This window comes from Aeromonas sp. 84A (assembly GCF_051919345.1).
GTDB classification, from domain to species: domain Bacteria; phylum Pseudomonadota; class Gammaproteobacteria; order Enterobacterales; family Aeromonadaceae; genus Aeromonas; species Aeromonas veronii.
Genome location: NZ_JBQBEW010000001.1, coordinates 2,518,844 through 2,541,037 on the forward strand (window position 1 = coordinate 2,518,844; position 22,194 = coordinate 2,541,037).

Sequence of the window (22,194 nt, forward strand, 5' to 3'; positions counted from 1 at the left end):
TCTGTGTAACTGCCCACTCCATTACAGGTGACCGTTCAGGCGATCACCGAACTCGATAATAAAGCGATTCAGCTCGTAGGTTCGATTAGCCGGTAGGCGTAATCGGACGATCGCGGTGATACTCCACGTCAATATGGCAATAACGTTACGACCGTTGCCAGTTCGAGAGTGAGTTTTGGGGCAGAGAAGTGGCAAGATGGAAGGGTTTTGGCGAGTTAAAGAAACATATTACAGAAAGGCCGCGAACGTCCGATTACGCTTCGCTAATCGAACCTACAGTCCTTGCTTGCTGCAAGTATCGAATGTTGCAAGGCAGCTTATTTCAAACGTGAGGATCGATGAATCAACCCATGGCGCTCACTGATGGCTACACGTTTTGCATCGCAGGCACCGGTACGGAATACCGCTTGTGCGCTCCTTTTCTGCTCCCCGAAGCGGTAGACCCAGTAGCCATGCTGGCTGTTGTCAATCAGTCCCTCGACCTACATCCTTGTGCTGCATTATCACAAGATGCTTCAAGAGCTCGGAGCGCTGCCGCCTTTATGTTGCTATGTGTGGGGCGAGCCGCGCAGGCAGAAGCCATTCTCCGAGAGGTGATCTCCGCGCAGATGGTTTCAGGGGTCGATGCTGTTCGCGTTAGCTCAGAACTACGCCTGGTGCAGGTTTTGCAGCGGCTCGATCGTGCAGATGAAGCTGTCAGCTTGGCCTCCCAAGTAGTTGAAGGGTTGCAACAAAGCTCCCTTATGCGGCATTTCGCACTGCATCACCTTGGCAAGGCTCTCGTACAAACTGGTGCCTATGATAATGCTCGCGCCGTGCTGTCAGAGGCGCTCTCTCTACGCCAGGCGCTGGGCAAGAGTGAACTTATCGCATCAACTCTGGAGGCGTTATCGTTGTTGCCCTCAGAAGAACAAGCGGCGCATCATCCATATGGTCAGACTTGGCATATTGGTCAATCGGGCGAATTTCGTCAGGGCGACTAGCCTTTTCGCTCTGTATTCAGGTCATCACCGCCACAAAAAAATCAGGGAGCCATAGCTCCCTAATCGCGACACACGGGGTGATAAATCAGCCGATGGCGGGTGCCAGTTGCCCGTTGGCGGGCTGCGGACGTCCTTGAGTTCGGCGTTGATAGCGCCAGGCCAGCAGTAGCGGCATACCGAGCAGCAGTTGGGCGGCCAGCGGGATCTCCTCGATGGGGGCGGCCAGTGCCCCTTCCGGAATAATGCCCCCCTCAATTTCGGCCGCCAGTTTGAGCTCCAGCGCATTGCCAAAGTCGGCGAAGGTGGTGGCATTGATCACAAACGCATCCTGACCGCCCGCCACGTTCTCCACATACCACTCTTGCAGCACCCCATCGGCATAGTCCTGACCTATGGTGATGCCGTTGATGGTATCAATGCCGGAGGCGAGCAGTTGATCCCGCACGGTAGAGGTATCCAGCCCGTTGTTCTGGATACCGTCACCTGACACATCCATCACCTGGCGGGCGGCGGTGTAGTTGTTGGTATCAAACTGTTGGGCACCAAAGGCCATGGCCGAACCGGGGGCCGTCATCCCCGCATAGGGGCGTACCAGGGCATCCAGGGTGGCGGCGAAGTTGTTGATGGAGGTCATATCGTAGAGGTGGAACCAGTCGGTCATCACGCTCTGCTGGGTCGAGCCGCTCCACATCACCATCTGTACCGCAATGGACCCCAGCTTGTCGCCACTGGTGTCGAGGATGGCGCTCTGTACATCCTGACTGTAAAAGGCGTCCACATAGCCCTGTAATTGCAGATTGAATTCCGATGAACTGACGCTGCCCGACACATCCATCAGCAGTTGCAGTTCGGTATCGACTTCGGTCAAGGCGTATGCGGGGGAGGTTACCAATAACATCCCCAGCAGCCCTGCCAACGGTTTGAGTTTCATTGCTCACTCCTTCTCCCTGGCGCTAGTGCCAGCAGGGGGAATGAATAAAGCGTGCCAGCTTTGGCGAATCCTCTGACTTGGCTTGATCCGGGTGAGGTCGGGCAGGCATGGAACTTGCGACAGAGGTCAAAAGCGCTGATAACCGGCAGGAGTTGCGATGGAGATCCGTCCCTGGCAGTGGGCACCCAACTGGCTGCTACTTGGTTTGGCCAATCAGTGGGGCATGGTGTGGCTCAATATGGGCCACTTCAACCTGCTGGTGGTGTTGCTGATTGCTATCTGGTGGCAAATTGCATCGCGGGTTGCACCGAGCTGGCGCCCGCATTCACTGGCGCTCGCCCTCTTTATCCTGCTGATCCTGATCCCCAGCGCCAGTTGCAAGGCGCTGGCCTGTCTGTTGCTGGTAGCCTCGCTATGGCGCCGTCATCAGAGTGGCGATGAGCGGGCGGTGTTGCAGATTGTGCTCGCCTTTACCGTGGCGGTGTTGTGGGGGCAGCAGGTGTTTGCCCTGCTCTCCGGCCCTGTGCTGGCGCTCGATGCCTGGGGGGTGGGCCAGTGGTTGCAGCTGCTGGGCTGGGAGACTCGCCTTGATGGCAATCGCATCGAGCGGTTGGGGGGCCATGCCCTGATTGTGCTCAAGGGGTGCTCCTCGTTTTCTCAACTCTATCTGGTGGTGCTCTCCTGGCTGGTCTCCTGTTGCTGGCTGGCACCGGAGCGCCCCCTCTACCGGCAGTGGCCCATGTTGCTGCTGGTTTGCCTGCTCTATATCGGGGCCAATCAGCTGCGGTTGGTGCTGATGAGCCTGGATCTGCGCTGGTATGGCTGGCTGCATACCGGCTCGCTGGCCCAGCTCTACCAGTGGGCAATCATGTTGCTGGTGATGACCATCCTCTTTATCCGGGGGCGCCGTGATGGGTCTATCTAGGGGATATCTGTTGCTGTTGCTGGTGGCACTGCTCAGTGCTGCCGCCATGGGCTGGCGTTATCAGAACCGGGCCGTTAACGAGGGGGCCAAACCCATGCTAATGGAGCTGGTCCAGTTGGGCTGGCGCTTGCGGGTGGCCACGCAGGTATTGGGCGGCACCTATGTCAGCTATCAGCTGGCCCATCCCCGCTGTGACGGTCTGCTGCAGGCCATGCTGGTGGCGCCGGATAGCGAGGCGATGTCAGTGACGCTGGCGGGGGAAGGGATGAGTCAGGGGGTGATGTTTTTAGGCGAGCTACACCAGAGTCCGCCGCTGCTCTCGTACCGTCTTACCCAGGGTTGGCGCAAGTTGTGGGGGCTGACCCCTTATCCCCTCTATCGGGTGGCCTTGCCGACTTCTTGCATTGACCTTATTGCGCCGCCGCTGGGGTGACTGACCCCGGTTCACCGTTTGGCAGAATGCGGATCAGCAAGGTATTGGGGGCCAGCATGGGGTCATAGCGGGGCTCCAGCTCAATGGCGCGGGAGCCCAGCAAGCGGGTGAGGGCCGTCAGCCGCACGCTCGCCATCCGCGCACTCTCCAGCATGTCGGTTTGCAGCCCGGGGCCGCTTACCAGCGCAATCCGGGCCGGATCTTTGCGTCCTAAAAACTGATGCAGCAGTTGCTCCTGATCCGCTGGCAGTTGTGTCTCCGCTTGCTGGTACTGCAGTTGCAGCTGGGGCTGTTCGGCCATTTGCTGTTCCCGCAACTGGTTGAGGATCGGCAGGGTCTCATTGACCGGCTCCTGACGGGCGCAACCGGTGAGGAGCAGCAGCGGCAGCATCAGGGGCAACAGGCGGCGCAGGGCGCTGTCTTTGGCTGTGGGGCGGGGAGTCTGGTTGGCCATACGCAGTCACTTCAGGAGGATGAGTTGGCACCAGTTTGCAATGTTTTCAATCCCTTGGCCAGTTGTTCAATCTCGCGGCGCCACTGGATCCAGGCGGCAGAGGGCAGTTGCTCTGCCACCTGCCAGCGGGTCGGCAGCTGATCGCGCAGGCGCTCCAGCAGCAGGGCGGCTTCCACCTGATAGCGGGCCTCCTGCTCCAGCCAGGCGAGCCAGCGCAGATCCTCGATGGCTTGCTGCAACAGCAACAGATCGTGGGAGAGGCGGTGCGCCTCGCAGGCTTGCGGGCCGAGCAGCATAAAGTCGCTCTCCCGCCCATCGGTGGGGTCATAGGGCAGGGCGGTGGGCATGCGGCCATGCCACTGCAAATAGCCCTCGGCGCCGCTCTGCCACAGATAGAACCCGGCGGCTCTCGGGGTGCCCAGATTGTAAAACCAGGGGGTGACCTTGTGCTGGCGCACCCGCGCCACATCGGCCCTGTCGGCGCCAAAGCCTGCGTTGATCAGGGCAATCTCCACCTCTACCAGCAGACCAGCCTGACCCGGATGATTGAAGTGGCCTGCGCGGATCACCGCCGGATCCCGCCGTTTCATCTCCCGCGCCAGGGTGGTAATGGCGGGCAGGGTAGCAAGATCGGGCTCATCAAACAGGCTCCATGCCAGCGGGGGCAAGCCGCTGGCGGTCAGCCCCTGTTGCCGGGCCTGCCATTGATCAAGCTGGCTGGCAGGGTCTCCCCCCCAGCGCTTGAGCGGGGTATAGGCCAGCAGGGGCGGCACAAAACCGAGCCCGACCGCCTCTCCCATGATCTCCTTCATCCCCGCTTCATCCTGTGGCAGGGCGGGCGAGAGGCCGCTGATCCCGAGCTTGGCGAGCCGCTGCAGGTCGCAGCGACTGGCCGCGGCGATCTGCTCTTTTAACGCCTCGGGGTTGGGGCTCAGCCAGTTGAGATAGGGGGGCGCTTCGACATAGATGCCGACCGGCTTGCTGGCCGCGGGCAGGGTCAGCGGCAGCACCTCGATAGTCAGTGGCAGCTGCACCAGTTGCTGTTGGCTGAGCAGCTGAATATTGCCCAGATAGCGCCCCGCCGGGGCGTCTCTGGGGACGGTCATTTGCAGCACCAGACGCCGAGGTGCGTCTGCCAGCAGGGTGAGCCCGGCGATCCCCTCGACCAGCTCCTGATCCGAGGGAGCCAGCAGGGTGCCGCTCGCCTGCGGGCGAACCAGATGCCACTTGCCGTAATAGGGGGTCAGCGCCAGCGGCGATCCTGCCTGCTCGGGGGGCTGGATCACCAGCAAGGGGGCCGGATCGTCGGTGGCGGTGTGGATGGCAAATTCCAGCAGCAGCTTGCTGCCACGGGCGGCCAGCACCGGTTGTGCAGCCTGCTGCAATGCATCGGCCGCAGATGCCGGGGCGATCTGCAGGGTTGGGGCGGCATCCGTAATCGGCGTGAGGCTGAGCTGCTGCGAAGCTGGGGCTGGGGTTGGGGAATAGGGGGCCAGAGTCCACTTTTCCAAAAACAGCTGGCGCTGCTTGGTCAGCACGCTTGCGGTAGCGTCGGCCAATACGGCGAGATCTTTTCCACTATTCGGGAGAGCCTCTTTGCGGGTGCTGGCCGGATAGGGGGCAAGCAGCAGCCCCGCCAGGTATTTGGCATCCGGTGAGTGACCCACCAATGTGATAGTGAGCGGGCCGCCGGGGTGGTTCAGGGTGACATGAACCGGGCCGCCCTGTCGTGCCCCGAACAGCTGCCAGGGATCCGGATTTGGCAGTGCCTCGCGAGATTGCCCCGCCAGATAGCGCTGCGTTAGCCACTCCTGCGGTTGCCACTGCTCGGCCCAGATGGGCTCGCCATTGACCAGCACGCTGCGCTCGAAGGGGTGGGGCAGGTACTCCCATTCACCTGGGTCATCCAGCCAGAGGGTGAGCTGGTAGCGCCCCTTGGCGACCTCCAGCCGTACGCCATCCAGATTGCGCAGCCCATCGCGCACAAGGGCATCGCCGGAGGGGCGCAAGATGGGGGTGGGATGGCCAATCAGCCGGGGATCCCCCGGGCTCAGGGGCTCAAAGCCGGTAAAGCGGGGGGCGGTGGAGGCCCCCAGATCCAGCGCAATGGTGCCATCAGGCAGAGTCAGACCGGGCACCCAGTACCAGCGGTGAATGGTCATGGAGGGGGCGTTATCGGCCATAAAGAGATAGAGCTTGGTGAGTTTGTCCAACGCCAGCGCTCTGGGTTGGCTGGTGCGCCACTCGCTCAAGGCAAAGCGCTGGGTGAAGGGGCCGGGTGCGACAATCCGCTCCAGATTGACCCGGCTGCGGTAGTTGACCGAGGCCTCGTCGTCGATACGCAGGATCAGGGTTTGCGGGTGGGCGCTGGGGTTATGGCCCTCGATCACCAGTTCATCATCGCTGCCTATTGGCCAGTTGTGGGTGCTCATATCGAGCCGCTGGGGTGTCTGGTTACTGGTTAGGGGCAGCGGGGTCTGCCCCTCCAGCCGGGTAGTGGCCATTGCTGCATTGGCGCAGAGCAGGATAACCAGCCAGAGCCCTCTGCTCATCCGGGCAGCCCCTTCAACCAGTTGTTCAGCTCGGCAGCCTTGTGATCCCAGCTTTGCAGGGCCACCTGCTGTTGGCGCGTGTGGCGCCCTTCGCTGCGGGTGAGCCCCTCCCAGCCACTCTCCTGAAACCAGCCCGGATTGGATTGATCAAAGGCGGCCCGATTGATGGCCTGGGCCAGGCTCTCCCCATCGTGGGGGAGCTGGATCTGATCCCGATAGCCATCGAGAGCCGGAAAATCGGTGCTGACGATAGGGCGCCCTGCGGCCAGATACTCGCGCAATTTCAATGGATTGCAGGCACGGATCTGGGCGTTGTCGACAAAGGGCAGCAGACTCACCTGCCAGTGCTGGGCATAGGCCGCCAGCGTGTGGTGGGGACGGGGCCCCAGCAGATGGATATTGGGGAGCCCCTTGAGGGGGGAGATATCGGTCTGGACCGGGCCAATCAGCACCAGATCCCAGTGGGGCAGGGCGGCCGCCGTCTCTGCCAGCAGGGGGATATCAATCCAGTCGCTCAGGCTGCCGTAAAATCCGGCAATGGGACGGCCGGAAGGGAGATCCGCCGGGCGTTCTCTGGGGGGCATAAACAGCTCGAGATCCACCCCGTGGCTGAGCAGCCGGGTTTTATGGGGGGGAAAGCGGCTGGCCAACGCGGGGCTGGCGGCCAGAATGAGATCCGCTTTTTCCACCAGTCGGGCTTCGCAGTGGGCAATGGCTTGATGATCCACCCCCGCCAGCGCCGAGAAGTCATCGCCGCAGTAGTAGATCACCGCCCTCTCATCCAGCTTGCCAATCAGATCGACGGCGCTGGGCAGGGAGATCCAGAGCAAGGGGCGATCCAGCTCGGGCAACTGACGCCGGATCTGCGCCGCCAGCCAGTGGCCATTGATCTTGCCCGCCAGCCGACTGCCCGGCAGTGGCAAGGCGAGCGGCGGCAGAACCCGGGGGCTGCAGACCTCTGATGGCGCAACCGACTGGCCGCCAGCATGGCGCGCGCCGCGCAGCACCGCCCCCAGTTTGCGGACGATGCGGGTGAGATCATGAAGGGTAAAACGGGGGCAGCGCATGCCGATGGAGTTGACCCAGAGCACCTGATAATCGGGCAACAGACGCTTGATCAGGTGCTGGGTGCTGGAGGGGTGCTGGCCCCAATCCTCGCCCAGCACCACCAGTTGCGGCAGTGAGTGTGGTTTCATGCAAGGGTCTCCGAGGCGTGTGCGAGGTCGCTGTGATCCTGTGGTTGCAAGGGACGCAGTACGGTGGCCGGTACACCCGCTGCCAGCACACCTGCGGGCAGATCCCGGGTGACGACGCTGCCTGCGGCGACAATGGTACCGGCGCCTATGGTGACACCGGCCATCACCATCACCCCGGTGCCGAGCCAGACATCCTGCTCCAGCACGATGGCCCCCACCTGTTCATCGCGATCCGGTTTGCCAAGAGCGCGGTCGCGGGCGTTGACCGGGTGCCCCGGGTAGCCCGCCAGAAAGGCGCGCCCTGCAATTCTGACGTTATCCCCCAGCACTATCTTGCTGCCCACCGCCAGGGTGGTTTGCCAGCCAATCCCGACATTGCGGCCAATGACCAGCCTTGGTGTCTGGCTCGATGCCCGGCCGCTGATGGTCATGGCGGCGCTGAGGCGGCAGTCGGCACCAATTTCGATGGTGACCGGACCGCTGATATAGGGGATGCCACCATAGAGATAGAGGCGCGGGGCGGGGGCCGTCAGGCGAGATTGAAACAAGGGGGTCCACCAAAGGGTGCGGGTCAGGGTCGCCAGCGCGTTGCTGCCGAGCAGATAGAGCCGATAAAGCAGCCGGTGCAGGGGAGGGATCACGGGGAATGACCAGTGGCGGGCACTTTTGGCCAGTCGCCATACCCGGCGAGCCAGTGGCGTTTCCCCCTGTTTGGCCCAGCTTTTCATCCGGTGCAGGTTGATGGTGTTCATGGCGACCTCTCCCTCTGGTGCAGTCCGTTGCTCGCTATGCAGAAAGCAGGGATCGGGCCAACAGGACGACCCCAGCGGGATCGGGCCAAATGGGGCTAAGAGGAGGGGCAGATTGCGCCGGTCGGTGCAATTTGCAGCCCGCGTTGTGCAAAACGCAAATGCCAGTCTCATTCTGGGCCTGTTCAAGCCGGTTAAGCCACACAGAGAGGCTATCGCTTCAGGGCGGGAGTGAGTGGCGTGGGCTTTGCATTAGCGGTAGCTGACCCGAAGCGGGATGCTTCGGGTGGCTGGGAGGCCCTATGAAACTTGGTGTGAACCAGATTGCCATGCTCTATTACGCCGGCGGCTTGCTCTTGATGAAGGGGATCTCCCTGCTGATGCTGCCGGTGCTGACCCATCAGCTGCTGCCTCGTGAATACGGCCAGCTGGAGGTGCTGCTGACCCTCATCAATCTGGGTTCCCTTATTTTGGGCTTCGGGCTGGTGGATGCCCTCTACCGCTTTGCCGGATTGGCGAAAGATGAGCAGGAGCGCCAGCAGGTAGTGGCCCGCATGTTTGGTCTGGTCTGGCTGATCGCCCTGGCCAGTCTGGTGCTGCTCTGGCTCATGGCACCTGTGGTGCAAGCCTGGCTGCCGGTGGAAACCCGCCTTGCGGATGTGCGCTGGGTGCTCTGCGCCCTGCCGTTTGAAGGGGTGATCGGCGTGCCACTGGCATGGCTGCGGATGCGCAATCAGGCCCGGCTCTTTTTCGTGGCGACCGCAGGCAAGGCGGTGATCCAGTCGGTGCTGACCGGCTGGTGGCTCTGGCTCGGCTGGGGCGTGAGCGGGGTGTTGGCCTCCGGCACCCTGACCTGCGTTGCACTGGCGCTGCTGCTGAGCCTCTGGCAATGGCGAGATAGCGGGATCCGCTTTGACTGGCAGCACTATCGGCCGCTGCTGCGCTATGGATTGCCCCTGGTGGTGAGCGGGCTGGCAGGTTTTGCCCTGAGCGGACTGGATCGCTGGCTGCTGGCCGATGTGGTGGGGGAGGCGCTGCTTGCCTACTACGCCGTAGCGGGCAAGCTGGCGCTGGCGGTGGGGTTGTTGCTGCAACCCTTTGCCCTCTGGTGGTATCCCCGCCGTTTCATGCTGCTGCGCGAACCGGATGGACTGCGACTCAATGCCCACTACAGCGTAATGGGGTCGGTGCTGGGGTTTGTCACCGCGGGGATTGTCGGGCTCACCGCCCCCTTGCTCATTCGCTGGCTGACCCCGGAGAGCTATCACGGGGCGATTGCCTATATTCCGCTGCTGGTGCTGGGTATGGCGGTGCGCAATGTTTCGGACTTGCTCAATGTCGGCTGCTTTAGCGGCGAGAAGAGCAATGCCCAGATGGTGATCAATCTGGGCTGCAGCGCCCTTGGGGTGGCAGGCTTTCTGCTCGCCATCCCCCCCTTCGGGGTTGCCGGGGTGATCTGGACCCTGCTGCTGGTCTATCTGGTACGGGCGCTGGCCTTTTATCTGGTGAGCCAGCGGTTGCTGCCGCTGCCGTATCGCCTTTCCACCCTCTGGGCCAGTTCGCTTGGGGCGCTGGCGATGGTCTGGCTCGGCCAATGGTGGGCAGGATCATGGCTCGTCTAACGCCAGCCATCTGGGCAAGCGCCATCTGTCTGGTGCTGGCCCTGCTCTGGTGGCGGCTGCCCCATCCCTTGCTGCTACCGGTGCTCGGTCTTGCCATTCCCGCCATCTGGTTTGCCCTGCGCTGGCCCTTCTTGATGGTGCTGGGGTTTGTCACCTTCTCCTTTTTCCGGCTGCATGAGGTGTTCCCCCAGCTCTATCCCCTCAAGATCCCGCTGCTCTTCTCGCTGGCTGCCATCGGCGCGCTGGTCTGGCACATTTTGTTGACCGGCCGGATCAAGCCCTACTGGAGTCCAGCGCTGAGCTGGCTGACGGCCTTCTTTGTGATGGTCTCCATCGGTGTGCTATTTGCCAGCAACCGGGGCGAGGCGATCGCCACCTGGACCGGCAGCTATAGCAAGATCTATCTGATGACCCTGGCCACCGCCTGGCTGGTGCGCACCCCGGGGGATTTTGCGCTGGCGGTGCGCACCTTCGTGGTTGCGGGCTGTATGGTGGCGCTGGTGGCCCTCTACAACAAGGCGAGCGGGATCGGGCTGGTGGAGGGCACCCGGGTGACCATAGGGCGCGAGCTGGGCTCTGTGCTGGGGGATCCCAACGATCTGGCGCTGGTGCTGCTCTTTCCTGCCGGTTTTTCGCTGAGCTTGCTGCTCAATCAGGGCAATGGGGTGGGGGGGCGTTTGCTGGGGGGGCTCGGCTTTGCGTTGACCGCCGCCGCCATTATCGCCACCCAGAGCCGCGGCGGCTTGCTTGGCGTGTGTGCGGTCAGCGGCCTGTTTGCCTGGCAGCGGGTGAAGTCGAAAACCCTGTTGATCTCGCTGGGGATGGTCGCGCTGGTGGTGCTGTTTGCCGCCGCCGGGATCAGCGACCGGGCATCTGGCGGCGCCGCCGAGAGCGGGGTCGATGCCTCGGCCATGGGGCGGATCTACGCCTGGCAAGCGGCCTGGGGCATGGCGTTGGGCCATCCGCTGGTGGGGGTGGGCTTGTCCAATTTCTATTACAACTACTTCTTCTACAGCCCCCATTGGGATGGACTCAATCATGCGGTGCACTCCACCTGGTTCGGGGTGCTGGCTGAAACCGGCTTTGTCGGGCTGGCGCTGTTTATCGGCATGGTGACGGTGACCCTGCGCAGTTGCTGGCGTTGCCAGCTTGCTGGCATGCCTCCTGCAGTGATCACGGCGATGCAGGGGGTGATGGCCAGCATGGTGGGGTTTGTGATTTCGGGATCCTTCCTGACCCAGGGCTTTACCTGGCCCATCTATCTGGAGTTGGCGCTGGCCGTCGCCGCCATCAAGTATGTGCAGCAGGCGGCCACAGAGGTGAAGGCCACCGCTGAGGATCATCAGGAGGCAACCCGGTTGCCGGCAGTGCCACCAACGGGAGCAAGAGGATGAACGCAACCCCTGTTTTGCTGGTTCACTACGGAGAGGACTGGATCCGCGGCAGCGAACGCTGCCTGCTGGATCTGCTGGCCCACCTCGATCGCAGCCGGTTTACGCCCCTGCTCTGGTGCAATAGCCCGACGCTGGCGGCAGAGGCGACCACCCTCGGGGTCGAAACCATGGTCGAGCCGTTCAGCCTGCTGCTGGGATGGCAGGCGCCACGTTTTGATCTTGCGGCCCATCGACGCCTCTCCCGGCGAGCCAGAGAGCTCATCACCGAGCGGCAGATTGGGCTGGTGCACGCCAACAGCGCGGCTCCTTGTCAGTGGCTGGCGGGGGTCTGTCGGGCGTTGCAGGTACCGCTGGTGTGCCACCTCCATGCCCGTTACCAGCCAAGAGACAGGTTCAGCCTGCGGGTCCATCAGGCAAACGTGCTGATCGGGGTGAGCGAGCCGGTGTTGACCGGTTGGCGCCAGGATGGCTGCACGGCCGATCGGTTGATCCGGGTTCCCAACGGGGTGGATGCCGCTCGTCTGAATGGCGGTGCTCACTGGCCGGTCGTCGGCATGCTGGGCTTGCCCCCGGGGGATATGATCATCGCAACCGTCGGCTCATTGATCAAACGCAAGGGGATTGATCTGCTGATCCGCTCGCTGGCTGCCCTGATGGCATCGGGGGAGGAGGCCCAGTTGCTGATCATTGGCAGCGGTCCGGAGCGGGAAGCATTGATGGCGTTGGCTGTCGAGCTCGGGGTGGCCGAGCGTGTCCACTTTCTTGGCGAGCGGCCGGACAGCGCCGCTATCTTGCGAGGCGGGGTGGATCTGCTGGTCTCCGGAGCCCGTGAGGAGGTGTTTGGTCTGACGTTGGCGGAGGCGGGCATGTTGGGGCTCCCGGTCAGTGCCTACCGAGTGGGCGGCATCCCCGAAGTGGTGGAAGAGGGGGTGACCGGTTTGCTGGCAATCCCGGGGGATTGGGCCGAGATGGCTGATCACTGGCGGCAATTGAGCAATCCGCAGCGCCGATGTGAAATGGGGCGGGCCGCTCAGTTGCGTGCCGCACAGTTGTTCACGGTGGCGCGCTATGTCGACGGGATCACGGCGGTGTGGGACGCCGCGCTGGCTGGTCGTTGGCACGCCACGGTCCCCACACCCTTCCGACCACTCATGCATTGGGCGGGACAACGACTCCTTGCCAGAGGTCGCAATATGCTGGCGAGTGGGATGGCAAGAGTGGCGCAAAAAGTGCAACTGGGGTTTGGCCGCCGCAAGGTGCCAGAGTAAGGGAGCAGCAAGATGAGCATGCAAACTGAGCCGGTGTTTGGAAAGATCATCGTTGTGGATCCCATCCCGTTTCGCGGTGGCTCCAAGGTTGCGACCGAAGTGCTGCTCGATGAGTTGGCCAAACGGATGCCCGGGCTCACATGCCATGTGTTGACCCAGGACCCCGACTCCTGGTCCCGTTGTCAGCATCATCCCCTTTGGCTGCCCCACATATTGAAGGGGCGGGAGTCCGGCATCGGCTATCTGCTCAAACAGGGGTGGCAGACCCTGCTGATCCTCTGGCTGGTGTTGCGTCTGGGGGAGGTGAAGTGCCTGGTGGCGGCGTCCGGGCCGGGGGTGGATCTCTGCTGTTACTGGGCGGCCCGCTGGTTGCGGTGCCGGGTGGTTCAGCTGATCCATGGCCCTGTGGGGTGCTCGGGGCTCTCTGCCAGAGCCTTGCAACGGGCGAGTTTTGTGTTTTATCTGGAGTCGACGCGAAGCTCCCTGGCGGCGTTACTGGCCCGGCTTGGCGAGACCGAGTTCCCGTCACACTGGCAGCCATTTACCAATGGTTTGAGCGAGATTGATTGGCCCAAAGCGACCCTGGGTGGTAACCGCATTTTGTGGGCTGCCTCGTTGCTGCGCTGGAAGGGACTGGAGACCATGCTGGCCGCCCATCAGATGATCCCTGATGCTCGCCCCGAGCTGATGGTGTGCTATCTGCAGCCCAAGGGTACGCTGCAGCCCTGCAGCCAACCTCAGCCACAGCTGCCAGACACGCACTGGTATGCCAACCCCGCCAATCTTGACGAGATCCGATCTCGATGCGGCATTTTTGTCTCCACCAGTCATCAGGAACCGTTTGGTCTCTCCATTCTGGAGGCCATGGCGGCAGGATTATGCGTAGTGATCCCGGCCGATGGGGCCTGGTGGGATCGACACCTCACCGATGACGTGAATTGCCGCAAATATCAGCCAAACGATCCCGGCGATCTGGCGCGGGTGCTGGCCAGCCTCAATGCCATGCCCGACGTGGTCAAGCGACTTGGCCATCATGCCCGCCTGCATGCCATGGTCCATTACAACGCGGCAGATACCTATCAAAGCACACTGGATCAGTGGGAAGGTATGTTGCGATGGGATGCGTTGAGCCTTGCCGTGCATGGTTAGCGTGCAGTGGTTCCCCGTGGGGAGGATGGTTACGCATGAGGGACTTATGGGCAGAGGGGTTACGGGAGGCTGGGTGACTCCGCCACTCTGATGCAGTTACGGCCGGATGATTTGGCGGTATAGAGCGCAGCATCAGCCAGTTTTACCAGTTCAGATGGCTGCCAGTGACTCGATGGTCTGAGGCAGGCAACACCCATGCTAACTGTCACCAGACCGGTGGCATTTTGTGCGTGTGGCTGCGCGAGTGCAAAAATCAGCCGCTGGATATGTTGGGCAATTTCATAGGCGGATTGACGCTCGACATGTGGCAACAGGATGACAAATTCCTCTCCGCCGTAGCGGGCCACCAACTCCCCCGAGCGGCGCCCGGATTGCGCCAGGGTATGGGCCAGCAATCGAAGGCACTCGTCACCGGCAACGTGGCCATAGAGGTCGTTGAACTGCTTGAAATGATCGATGTCGAGCATGATGAGTGCAATCGGCATCTCTGTCTGAATACAGCGCTCCCAGGCCTGGTTCAATGAGTTGTCGAACAGACGACGGTTGCCGATGTTGGTGAGCCCGTCGGTATTGCTGAGCGCTTCCAGTTTCCGGTTCGCTTCCGCCAGCTCCCTGGTTCTGAGCTCGATAATGAGCTCCAGCTCATGTTGGCGCTCCTCCAGACTGGTCATCGGGTAAATTTCGCTTTCCCGAGCCGCACTGTAAGGGATGGAGATACTGCTGTGAGCAATTTTCCACGCCATGGCTTCGTGTCGAAAAATCAATACCAACCTGGCGGTTCTGCGGGAGAGGATAGGTTCTGATTTCGGTAGATGGATATGAAAGAAGGCGGTGACCGCCACCACATCAGCGGCCAGATCTTGCAGGGTCACATCGAGTATTTCCAGGCGGATCCTGCCCGGGATCTGGGCAAAATCGCGGCGGGTTATCCGGATCCACTCATCTTTATCGGTAACCAGAACATCACTGCTGCCGGCAAAACCGCTGAAATTGTCGCTAAACCGCGTGGTGAGCCGATCATCCCGTGATGAATACAGCTCGATGTACTCATCAAACAGTGAGCGGATCAACTGTTCCCGTTCAGTGGTCATTGCGCTGGGTCCATGTGAAGTGGTCACGTTTTTCAAACGTTCGATTGAACTATAGTCAATTATGTCATTTAAATTGGCTATCTATCTTGATTTTTCTCGTTTTTTTGTTCAATTCCCGCACTTGGCAAGTGTCCGTAGGACCAGCCAGAAACAAGGCTCCATGGCGTGGTTATCAGAGGCTGTCAGGGGGAGGCTTCTCTGTGCAACTACGGCCGCTGCGGGCTGCATTTCACGAGCTGAGCAGGGCTGTCAACGAGTTCAAGTTCGATCAGGCAAGGTAGTGGCTGGAGCCACTGCTCGGCTGATGATTAACACGCTTATCGTTTGTCATGTTTATCGTCATCCAAACTCATTTTTTGGGGTTGCCATTGAACAAGAATAATTATCATCTATATCGATGGGAATGGATATTTACGCTCTGGTTAATTATGCAGGGTGACGTGAAGGTAAATAGTGTGAAGGTGGGCGGTAACATCTGTAACCGGATGAGCGAATGCATCGCGAGTTAAATATGATCACTATGTTGCATGCAGCCTTCCACCTTGCCTTTTCTCTCACCATTAATTTGAATGCAGATTCACGATGATGCGTAAACATATCCGTGAGTGCGATATTTACTCACCTCCATCCAGGACAATAAAGAGTGGGGGGGGCGTATTGATATGCATACCTCGGCGGCATCTTTTCATTAAGCGGTGTTAAACGGCAGGGAGGCTGAGCGGGGTTGTGCTGTGTGGGCTCGCAGTAGAACGTGTTGCACTGAAATGCAAACTGAAACCAAGCGACATGCAGGCCGTGCTTGCTACCGGTGGTAGCGGGCCGTGAGACAGTTCTGGTATGGGGAGGCAAGTCAGGATGTTGTCCCGTGGATGACTGTATGGAATATGCAATGGAATGAGTAAAGATATATTTAATGGATCATTTATTGGTGGGTATCAGTATTTTGAAATGAGCGGTATAGCCAAGATTTCAATCATGTTAATTTGGCTCACAGTGAAAGAGAGGATATGCGGTGATTAATTATTTAATATCCAATTAAGTTCATAAAATTTACGGGGATGCTAAATATCTCTTTGGGGGTAATTAATTTCATTTGTGATGTGCCTCGCTATGAAAATAGGGGTAAGCCGGTCGAAATTGATAGAGATCAATACTGCAGGGTGGGTGAGTCCTTAGCATTTCCGCTATTAAGCATTTATCAAACAAGTGCTCACTACGGGAATAAGTAGAATGGTCGAGGATAATTTTTTATCGGCTCATGGGATTAATCGCCGTGATTTTATGAAATTGTGTGCCGGGATGGCCGCAACCCTGGGATTAAGTCAGCATGCCGTCGCCAAGATGGCCACTGCGCTCACCAGCCCCGAACGGCCGCCGGTGATCTGGATTGGGGCGCAGGAGTGCACCGGTTGTACCGAATCGCTGCTGCGCGCCACCCACCCCACCATCGAGAACCTGATCCTCAACACCATTTCGCTGGAGTACCACGAGGTACTCTCGGCGGCCTTTGGTCATCAGGCGGAAGAGAACAAGCACAACGCCATCAAGCGCTATAAAGGCAAGTATGTGCTGGTAGTGGATGGCTCCATTCCGCTCAAAGATGGTGGCGTCTACTGCATGGTGGCCGGTGAGCCTATCGTCGACCATATTCGCCGTGCTGCCGCCGACGCGGCTGCGGTGATCGCCATCGGCTCCTGTGCTGCCTGGGGCGGTGTGCCTGCCAGCGGCGGCAACCCGACCGGCGCGGTCAGCCTGGAAGAGGCGCTCGGCAATATCGGCACTCCCATCATCAATATCCCGGGTTGCCCGCCCAATCCCCACAACTTCCTCACCACGGTTGCCTACTACATCACCTACGGCAAGCTGCCGGCGCTGGATAGCAAGAAGCGCCCGCTGTTTGCCTATGAGCGGCTGATCCACGAGAACTGCGAGCGTCGTCCGCACTTCGACGCAGGGCGTTTTGCCAAGGAGTTTGGCGATGAGGGCCACCGGCAGGGCTGGTGTCTCTACCATCTGGGCTGCAAGGGGCCGGAGACCTACGGCAACTGCTCGACTCTGGAGTTCTGCGATGTGGGCGGCGGCATCTGGCCGGTCGGCATCGGTCACCCCTGTTATGGCTGTAACGAGCAGGGGGTCGGTTTTAGCAAGGGGATCTTCCAGCTCGCCAAGGTCGAGAACCCGACTCCGAGGGTGGATAAACCCGATGTGAAGATCCAGGAGGGGGGCTATACCTCGCCCACCGCGACCGGCCTTATCGGTGGCGCCCTCGGGGTGCTGGTGGGGGTGAGTCTGATGACGGTGCGTGAACTCGGTCGCCAGCAGAAGCGCCACGAAGCCGGGCAGCACCCATCACGGGAGGAGTAACCGTGAACAGACGCAACTTCCTCAAATTTGCCTCCGTCGGTGCACTGGCGGCGGGCACAGCCGTACCCGGCACCGCACTGGCGGCGGCCAAGAACAAGCCGCCCATTCCCGGCGCACTCGGCATGCTCTACGACTCCACCCTCTGCGTTGGCTGTCAGGCCTGTGTGGCGGAGTGTCAGCGCCTTAACGGCAATCCGGCCAATCCAGCCGGGGCGCAAACCTGGTCCAACAACGACAAGCTGACCCCCTACACCAACAACATCATTCAGGTGTGGAAGAGCGGCACTGGCGAGCACAAGGATCAGCTGGTGGATGGCTACGCCTACATCAAGAAGCAGTGCATGCACTGTGTCGATCCCAACTGCGTCTCTGTCTGTCCGGTGCAGGCTCTTAAAAAAGATCCCAAGACCGGCATCGTTCACTACGACCCGAGCGTCTGCACCGGCTGTCGCTACTGCATGGTGGGCTGCCCGTTCGATGTGCCCAAATATGACTACGACAATCCGCTGGGGGCGATCCACAAGTGCGAGCTCTGCAACCAGAAGGGGCTTGAGCGGATCGATCAGGGCAAGTTGCCCGGCTGTGTCGAGGTGTGCCCCACCGGCGCCGTGATCTTCGGCACCCGCGAGGAGCTGATGGCCGAGGCCAAGCGTCGTCTGCTGGCGACTCCGGGCAGCGAATATGCCTATCCGCGCCAGACCCTCTCTGCCAACGACCCCTACCAGCACGAAGTGCCCAACTACCAGCCTTACGTCTATGGCGAGAAGGAGGGGGGCGGCACCCAGGTGCTGGTGCTGGCCGGGGTGCCCTATACCAAGCTCGACATGCCCGACCTGCCGGAGCTCTCCTCCGGTGCACGCTCCGAGCATATCCAGCACACCCTCTACAAGGGGATGGTGCTGCCCATGGTGGTGCTGACTGGCCTTTCGGTGCTCATTCGCCGCAACACCAAGAATGGTCACGATCACCATCACGATGATGGCCATGATCAGGGGAGTGCGCAGATCAAGGATCAGGGCACCACAAAGGGAGGCAAGGATCATGAGTAACCACAAGGCGTATCCCCTCGGCGGCAAGCTGGTCAGCTGGCCTGTGCTGGTGCTGGCCCCCTTTGCCGTGCTGTGCGGCATGTTGATTTTAAAACGCCTCGTCTTCGGGCTGGGTTCGGTCACCGATCTGAATGGCGGCTACCCCTGGGGGCTCTGGATCTCGTTCGATCTCTTGATCGGTACCGGTTTCGCCTGTGGCGGCTGGGCGCTGGCCTGGGCTGTCTATGTGTTCAACCGGGGCGAGTATCACCCGCTGGTGCGACCGGCCCTGTTGGCGAGCCTGTTTGGCTACTCGCTGGGCGGCCTTTCCATCACTATCGACGTGGGGCGTTACTGGAACCTGCCGTACTTCTACCTGCCCGGTCACTTCAACACCTCCTCGGTGCTGTTCGAGACGGCGGTCTGCATGACCATCTATATCGGGGTGATGGCGCTGGAGTTCGCTCCCGTGCTGCTGGAGAAGTTCGGCTGGAAGGCGTCACTCATTCGCCTCAACAAGATCATGTTCTTCGTGCTGGCGCTGGGGGCTCTGTTGCCCACCATGCACCAATCCTCCATGGGATCCTTGATGATAGTGGCGGGGGAGAAGATCCATCCGCTCTGGCAAAGCTACGAGTTGCTGCCGGTCTTTTCGCTGCTTACCGCCTTCATCATGGGCTTCTCCATCGTGGTATTTGAGGGCTCTCTGGTTCAGGCGGGACTGGCGGGGCGGGGCCCCAATGAGAAGTCGCTCTTCTACAAGCTGACCCAGGTGATCGATATCTTCCTGATCCTGTTTGTGGCGCTGCGCTTTGCCGAGATCGTCATCCACGACAAGTCGGAGTATCTCTCCGAGTTCAATCGCTTCTCCATCATGTTCTGGAGCGAGATTGCGCTGATGATCTTCCCGCTGCTGGTGTTCCACTGGGACAAGAGCCGCCGCGATTCGCGCATGTTGTTCCTGGGGGCCCTCAGCATGCTGCTGGGCGCCGCCCTCTGGCGACTGGATTACTCCCTGCTCGCCTTCAACCCCGGCAATGGCTACCACTACTTCCCCTCCGCGGAGGAGGTGCTGATCTCTCTGGGCTTTGTTGCCATCGAGGTGTGTGCCTATTTGCTGTTGATCCGGCTCTTGCCGGTACTGCCATCACTTGAACGTGTTCACCAAGATTATCAGGCCCGAGGGAAAGCCAACGTATGAGCCAACGTATCACCATAGACCCCATCACCCGCATTGAGGGGCACCTGCGTATCGACTGCGAAATCGAAGGTGGCAAAGTGACCAAAGCCTGGTCGTCCGGCACCATGTGGCGCGGCATGGAGGAGATCGTCAAGGGCAACGACCCGCGCGATGCCTGGATGATAGTGCAGCGTATCTGCGGGGTATGTACCTCCATCCACGCCATCGCCTCGGTGCGGGCGGTGGAGAACGCCATCGGCGCCAAGGTGCCGGTCAACGCCCAGTACATCCGCAACCTCATCATCGCGGCCCACAACATCCACGATCACATCGTCCACTTCTATCAGCTCTCCGCGCTGGACTGGGTGGACATCACCGCGGCCCTTGAGGCCAATCCGCAAAAAGCGGCGGACATGCTCAAGGGGGTATCAACCTGGTCCCTCAACAGTGCCGACGAGTTGACCAAGGTGCAGGATAAAATCCGCGCACTGGTGGCCAGCGGCCAGCTCGGCATCTTTGCCAACGGCTACTGGGGTCACAAGGAGATGAAGCTGAGCCCGGAGGTAAACCTCATCGCCGTGGCCCACTACCTGCAGGCGCTGGAGTGCCAGCGCGATGCCAACCGCATTGTCGCCATCCTCGGTGGCAAGAGCCCGCACATCCAGAATCTGGCGGTGGGCGGCGTGGCCAACCCCATCAATCTGGATGCACCGAGCGTGCTCAACCTCGAGCGGCTGCTCTATGTGAAGAGCTTTATCGACCGGCTCGGCGAGTTTATCGAGCAGGTCTACAAGGTGGATGCCGCCATCATAGCCGCGCACTACCCCGAGTGGCTGAACCTGGGGCAGGGTGCCAAACACTACCTGAGCGTGCCGGAGCTCCCCACCGACGCCAATGGCGGCAGCTTCCTGATGCCGGGCGGCTATATCGAGAATGGCAATCTGGCGGGGTATCGCGCTATCGAGAGCCATCAGGATGGCTGGCTGATGGACGGCATAGCCGAGAGCAACAAGCACGCCTGGTACAAGGATGACGAACCCCTCAAGCCTTGGGAGGGCAAGACCGAGCCCAACTACACCGGCTGGCAGGATGACGGCAAATACTCCTGGGTCAAATCCCCCACCTTCTACGGCAAGGTGGTGGAGGTGGGGCCGCTTGCAGACTTGCTGGTGAAACTGGCCGCCCAACACCCGGAGACGGTAGCGCACTTCGATCAGCTGAATGGCATCTACAAGGCGCTCACCGGCTCGGCCATCAAGACCGAACAGCTGCACTCCACCATGGGCCGCATCATCGGTCGCGCGGTGCGCTGCTGCGTGCTCAAAGATACACTGTCAAATCAGTGGAAGGCGCTGGTGGACAACATCGGCAAGGGGGATACCACCGCCTATATCAAGGCGGAGATCCCGGCGGACAAGGAGTTTCGCGGGGTGGGCTTTGAAGAGGCACCGCGCGGCATGCTCTCCCACTGGATCGTCATCAAGGGCGGCAAGATCGAGAACTATCAGGCGGTGGTGCCATCGACCTGGAACTCGGGCCCGCGCAACTTCAATGACGAGCCCGGCCCCTACGAGCAGGCGCTGGTGGGCACCCCGGTGGCGGATCCCGCCAAACCGCTGGAGGTGGTGCGCACCATCCACTCGTTCGATCCCTGCATGTCCTGCGCGGTGCATGTGGTGGATACCCAGAATGGCGAAACAACTCAGGTGAAGGTGTTGTGATGAACATCCTGATCTTGGGCGTCGGCAACCTGCTCTTGAGCGATGAGGCGGTGGGGGTTCGCATTGTCGAGGGACTGGGGCGGGAATACCGTTTCGCCCCCGGCATCGAGCTGCTCGATGGCGGTACCGCCGGCATGGAATTGCTCGAAGCCATGGCCAGTCGCGATCACATCATTCTGGCGGATGCGGTGCGCAGCGGTAATCCGCCGGGCACCGTAGTGACTCTGAAAGATGAGGAGATCCCGACCCTGTTTGGCCGCAAGATCTCCCCCCATCAGCTGGGGCTGGCGGATGTGCTCTCGGCGCTGCATATGACGGGGGAGTCGCCAAAGCGGCTCACTCTGATCGGCATAGAGCCTGAATCCCTCGAACCGCGCATCGGCCTCACCCCAGTGGTGGCGGCTGCCATGGGGGAGGCGACGGATCGGATTTTGACCCTGCTGGCCAGTGTCGGTGCCCCTGCCATCCCGCTCTCTGAGCAGGAGAAAGCTGAACAAGCGCGGGAGGGCCTATGGCGCAGTCCCATTTAAGCGAGGCTGAGAGAGTGCTGGAGAGAGTACCGGAGACGGCACAGGAGTTTGCCGGTTTTGCCCGCGATCCCGCGCCTCTGCTGGTAGCCCAGTATGAGCGGATCGCTCGCGAAGAGATGCAGGCGTTGCCCTTCTATCACGCCACCATGCCCATTGTGGCGGAGTGCACGTTGTTTGAAGACCAGTGGCTCGGCTGCGTGCTCACCCCCTGGATGCTGAGCGTGGTGCTGCTGCCGGGGCCGGATCAGCTTTGGCCGGTGCGCAGCAGCAGCGATCGGCTCGCCCTGCAGCTCCCCTGCGGCAACATGACCTTTATGGTGGGTGAATTGCCCGAAAGTGGTCAGTTGCTGGCCTGCTCCCTGATGTCGCCGCTCGATCCCCATCTCGGGGCCGGGGAGGGGCGAGCACTGGTGAGCAGCACCCTCAAGATGCTGCTCTCCTTGCCGGTACAACAAGGGGCTGGCGGCGTGGATCTGGGCCGCAGACGGCTATTCGGTGCCCGGCGCGGTCAACCGGCATAGTCGCTAGGTTTCACGCGAAATCAAGTTTAGAATAGGGGGCCATTTTGGCCCCTCACTCCCATGTTCAGACACGCATTCCGCCTCTTTTTTGCGTGATGATCCG

At 60.9% G+C, this 22,194-nt stretch carries 19 protein-coding genes; 13 read left to right on the plus strand and 6 right to left on the minus strand.

Annotated elements, in window-relative coordinates; genetic code table 11:
- Positions 1 to 338: 338 nt before the first annotated feature.
- Positions 339 to 983 (plus strand): tetratricopeptide repeat protein, encoded by a 645-nt coding sequence (locus tag ACTG20_RS11510; RefSeq protein WP_194496157.1) that lies wholly within the window; start codon positions 339 to 341, stop codon positions 981 to 983.
- Positions 984 to 1,068: 85 nt separating this feature from the next.
- Here ACTG20_RS11510 and ACTG20_RS11515 read toward each other — a convergent pair whose 3' ends face one another.
- The gene (locus ACTG20_RS11515) at positions 1,069 to 1,914 is read right to left on the minus strand and encodes a DUF1194 domain-containing protein (protein WP_120414146.1); all 846 of its coding nucleotides are present in this window, start codon (positions 1,912 to 1,914) and stop codon (positions 1,069 to 1,071) included.
- Between the two features lie 157 nt (positions 1,915 to 2,071).
- On the opposite strand from ACTG20_RS11515, the gene ACTG20_RS11520 reads away from it, so the two are divergent.
- Positions 2,072 to 2,839 carry a hypothetical protein gene (locus ACTG20_RS11520; RefSeq protein WP_194496158.1) on the plus strand — a complete coding sequence of 256 codons (768 nt, stop codon included), beginning with the start codon at positions 2,072 to 2,074 and terminating at the stop codon, positions 2,837 to 2,839.
- Positions 2,826 to 3,272 (plus strand): hypothetical protein, encoded by a 447-nt coding sequence (locus ACTG20_RS11525; protein WP_439987658.1) that lies wholly within the window; start codon positions 2,826 to 2,828, stop codon positions 3,270 to 3,272. Before ACTG20_RS11520 ends, ACTG20_RS11525 begins: the two co-directional genes overlap by 14 nt.
- Here the strand turns inward: ACTG20_RS11525 and ACTG20_RS11530 are convergent.
- The 4 genes from ACTG20_RS11530 to ACTG20_RS11545 are packed head-to-tail and all read right to left on the minus strand — an operon-like array spanning position 3,250 to position 8,226.
- A complete protein-coding gene (locus ACTG20_RS11530; protein ID WP_194496160.1) occupies positions 3,250 to 3,726 on the minus strand; it encodes a hypothetical protein in 477 nt (158 codons plus the stop codon). The genes ACTG20_RS11525 and ACTG20_RS11530 overlap by 23 nt on opposite strands.
- A gap of 11 nt (positions 3,727 to 3,737) precedes the next feature.
- The gene (locus ACTG20_RS11535) at positions 3,738 to 6,278 is read right to left on the minus strand and encodes a hypothetical protein (RefSeq protein ID WP_439987660.1); all 2,541 of its coding nucleotides are present in this window, start codon (positions 6,276 to 6,278) and stop codon (positions 3,738 to 3,740) included.
- Positions 6,275 to 7,474 carry a glycosyltransferase gene (locus ACTG20_RS11540; protein WP_194496162.1) on the minus strand — a complete coding sequence of 400 codons (1,200 nt, stop codon included), beginning with the start codon at positions 7,472 to 7,474 and terminating at the stop codon, positions 6,275 to 6,277. Before ACTG20_RS11540 ends, ACTG20_RS11535 begins: the two co-directional genes overlap by 4 nt.
- Positions 7,471 to 8,226 carry an acyltransferase gene (locus ACTG20_RS11545; protein WP_194496163.1) on the minus strand — a complete coding sequence of 252 codons (756 nt, stop codon included), beginning with the start codon at positions 8,224 to 8,226 and terminating at the stop codon, positions 7,471 to 7,473. Before ACTG20_RS11545 ends, ACTG20_RS11540 begins: the two co-directional genes overlap by 4 nt.
- A gap of 299 nt (positions 8,227 to 8,525) precedes the next feature.
- On the opposite strand from ACTG20_RS11545, the gene ACTG20_RS11550 reads away from it, so the two are divergent.
- Genes ACTG20_RS11550 through ACTG20_RS11565 form a run of 4 tightly spaced genes read left to right on the plus strand, consistent with a single transcriptional unit; the run spans position 8,526 to position 13,656 of the window.
- Positions 8,526 to 9,845: a lipopolysaccharide biosynthesis protein gene (locus tag ACTG20_RS11550; protein ID WP_194496164.1), complete on the plus strand. Its 1,320-nt coding sequence runs from the start codon at positions 8,526 to 8,528 to the stop codon at positions 9,843 to 9,845.
- On the plus strand, positions 9,833 to 11,239 hold the full coding sequence (locus ACTG20_RS11555) for an O-antigen ligase family protein (RefSeq protein WP_194496165.1): 1,407 nt from the start codon (positions 9,833 to 9,835) through the stop codon (positions 11,237 to 11,239). The genes ACTG20_RS11550 and ACTG20_RS11555 overlap by 13 nt, the downstream gene beginning before the upstream one ends.
- The gene (locus ACTG20_RS11560) at positions 11,236 to 12,507 is read left to right on the plus strand and encodes a glycosyltransferase family 4 protein (RefSeq protein WP_194496166.1); all 1,272 of its coding nucleotides are present in this window, start codon (positions 11,236 to 11,238) and stop codon (positions 12,505 to 12,507) included. The genes ACTG20_RS11555 and ACTG20_RS11560 overlap by 4 nt, the downstream gene beginning before the upstream one ends.
- Before the next feature lie 12 nt (positions 12,508 to 12,519).
- On the plus strand, positions 12,520 to 13,656 hold the full coding sequence (locus ACTG20_RS11565; protein ID WP_194496167.1) for a glycosyltransferase family 4 protein: 1,137 nt from the start codon (positions 12,520 to 12,522) through the stop codon (positions 13,654 to 13,656).
- Between the two features lie 59 nt (positions 13,657 to 13,715).
- Here the strand turns inward: ACTG20_RS11565 and ACTG20_RS11570 are convergent, their stop codons facing one another.
- On the minus strand, positions 13,716 to 14,747 hold the full coding sequence (locus ACTG20_RS11570; protein ID WP_194496168.1) for a GGDEF domain-containing protein: 1,032 nt from the start codon (positions 14,745 to 14,747) through the stop codon (positions 13,716 to 13,718).
- 1,230 nt (positions 14,748 to 15,977) lie between these two features.
- On the opposite strand from ACTG20_RS11570, the gene hybO reads away from it, so the two are divergent.
- From hybO to hybE, 6 genes are read left to right on the plus strand one after another with little or no spacing between them, the layout of a single operon-like run.
- A complete protein-coding gene (hybO, locus tag ACTG20_RS11575; RefSeq protein ID WP_005345182.1) occupies positions 15,978 to 17,111 on the plus strand; it encodes a hydrogenase 2 small subunit in 1,134 nt (377 codons plus the stop codon).
- Between the two features lie 2 nt (positions 17,112 to 17,113).
- Positions 17,114 to 18,160 (plus strand): hydrogenase 2 operon protein HybA, encoded by a 1,047-nt coding sequence (gene hybA, locus ACTG20_RS11580; RefSeq protein WP_194496169.1) that lies wholly within the window; start codon positions 17,114 to 17,116, stop codon positions 18,158 to 18,160.
- A complete protein-coding gene (hybB, locus tag ACTG20_RS11585) occupies positions 18,153 to 19,340 on the plus strand; it encodes a Ni/Fe-hydrogenase cytochrome b subunit (protein WP_021230238.1) in 1,188 nt (395 codons plus the stop codon). The genes hybA and hybB overlap by 8 nt, the downstream gene beginning before the upstream one ends.
- Positions 19,337 to 21,040: a hydrogenase 2 large subunit gene (hybC, locus tag ACTG20_RS11590; protein ID WP_194496170.1), complete on the plus strand. Its 1,704-nt coding sequence runs from the start codon at positions 19,337 to 19,339 to the stop codon at positions 21,038 to 21,040. Before hybB ends, hybC begins: the two co-directional genes overlap by 4 nt.
- Positions 21,040 to 21,570 carry a HyaD/HybD family hydrogenase maturation endopeptidase gene (locus tag ACTG20_RS11595; RefSeq protein ID WP_194496171.1) on the plus strand — a complete coding sequence of 177 codons (531 nt, stop codon included), beginning with the start codon at positions 21,040 to 21,042 and terminating at the stop codon, positions 21,568 to 21,570. Before hybC ends, ACTG20_RS11595 begins: the two co-directional genes overlap by 1 nt.
- Complete coding sequence (gene hybE, locus ACTG20_RS11600) at positions 21,552 to 22,091, plus strand: hydrogenase-2 assembly chaperone (RefSeq protein WP_194496172.1); 540 nt, start codon at positions 21,552 to 21,554, stop codon at positions 22,089 to 22,091. The genes ACTG20_RS11595 and hybE overlap by 19 nt, the downstream gene beginning before the upstream one ends.
- Positions 22,092 to 22,194: the final 103 nt, after the last annotated feature.

Bases quoted from the DNA above. Each gene is read 5' to 3' on its own strand.
- ACTG20_RS11560 (WP_194496166.1), top strand. From the start codon at position 11,236: ATGAACGCAACCCCTGTTTTGCTGGTTCACTACGGAGAGGACTGGATC.
- ACTG20_RS11565 (WP_194496167.1), top strand. From the start codon at position 12,520: ATGAGCATGCAAACTGAGCCGGTGTTTGGAAAGATCATCGTTGTGGAT.
- ACTG20_RS11525 (WP_439987658.1), top strand. From the start codon at position 2,826: ATGGGTCTATCTAGGGGATATCTGTTGCTGTTGCTGGTGGCACTGCTC.
- ACTG20_RS11545 (WP_194496163.1), bottom strand. From the start codon at position 8,226: ATGAACACCATCAACCTGCACCGGATGAAAAGCTGGGCCAAACAGGGG.
- ACTG20_RS11595 (WP_194496171.1), top strand. From the start codon at position 21,040: ATGAACATCCTGATCTTGGGCGTCGGCAACCTGCTCTTGAGCGATGAG.
- hybO (WP_005345182.1), top strand. From the start codon at position 15,978: ATGGTCGAGGATAATTTTTTATCGGCTCATGGGATTAATCGCCGTGAT.
- ACTG20_RS11520 (WP_194496158.1), top strand. From the start codon at position 2,072: ATGGAGATCCGTCCCTGGCAGTGGGCACCCAACTGGCTGCTACTTGGT.
- hybB (WP_021230238.1), top strand. From the start codon at position 18,153: ATGAGTAACCACAAGGCGTATCCCCTCGGCGGCAAGCTGGTCAGCTGG.
- ACTG20_RS11530 (WP_194496160.1), bottom strand. From the start codon at position 3,726: ATGGCCAACCAGACTCCCCGCCCCACAGCCAAAGACAGCGCCCTGCGC.
- hybC (WP_194496170.1), top strand. From the start codon at position 19,337: ATGAGCCAACGTATCACCATAGACCCCATCACCCGCATTGAGGGGCAC.
- ACTG20_RS11555 (WP_194496165.1), top strand. From the start codon at position 9,833: ATGGCTCGTCTAACGCCAGCCATCTGGGCAAGCGCCATCTGTCTGGTG.
- ACTG20_RS11535 (WP_439987660.1), bottom strand. From the start codon at position 6,278: ATGAGCAGAGGGCTCTGGCTGGTTATCCTGCTCTGCGCCAATGCAGCA.
- hybE (WP_194496172.1), top strand. From the start codon at position 21,552: ATGGCGCAGTCCCATTTAAGCGAGGCTGAGAGAGTGCTGGAGAGAGTA.
- ACTG20_RS11550 (WP_194496164.1), top strand. From the start codon at position 8,526: ATGAAACTTGGTGTGAACCAGATTGCCATGCTCTATTACGCCGGCGGC.
- ACTG20_RS11510 (WP_194496157.1), top strand. From the start codon at position 339: ATGAATCAACCCATGGCGCTCACTGATGGCTACACGTTTTGCATCGCA.
- ACTG20_RS11515 (WP_120414146.1), bottom strand. From the start codon at position 1,914: ATGAAACTCAAACCGTTGGCAGGGCTGCTGGGGATGTTATTGGTAACC.
- ACTG20_RS11540 (WP_194496162.1), bottom strand. From the start codon at position 7,474: ATGAAACCACACTCACTGCCGCAACTGGTGGTGCTGGGCGAGGATTGG.
- ACTG20_RS11570 (WP_194496168.1), bottom strand. From the start codon at position 14,747: ATGACCACTGAACGGGAACAGTTGATCCGCTCACTGTTTGATGAGTAC.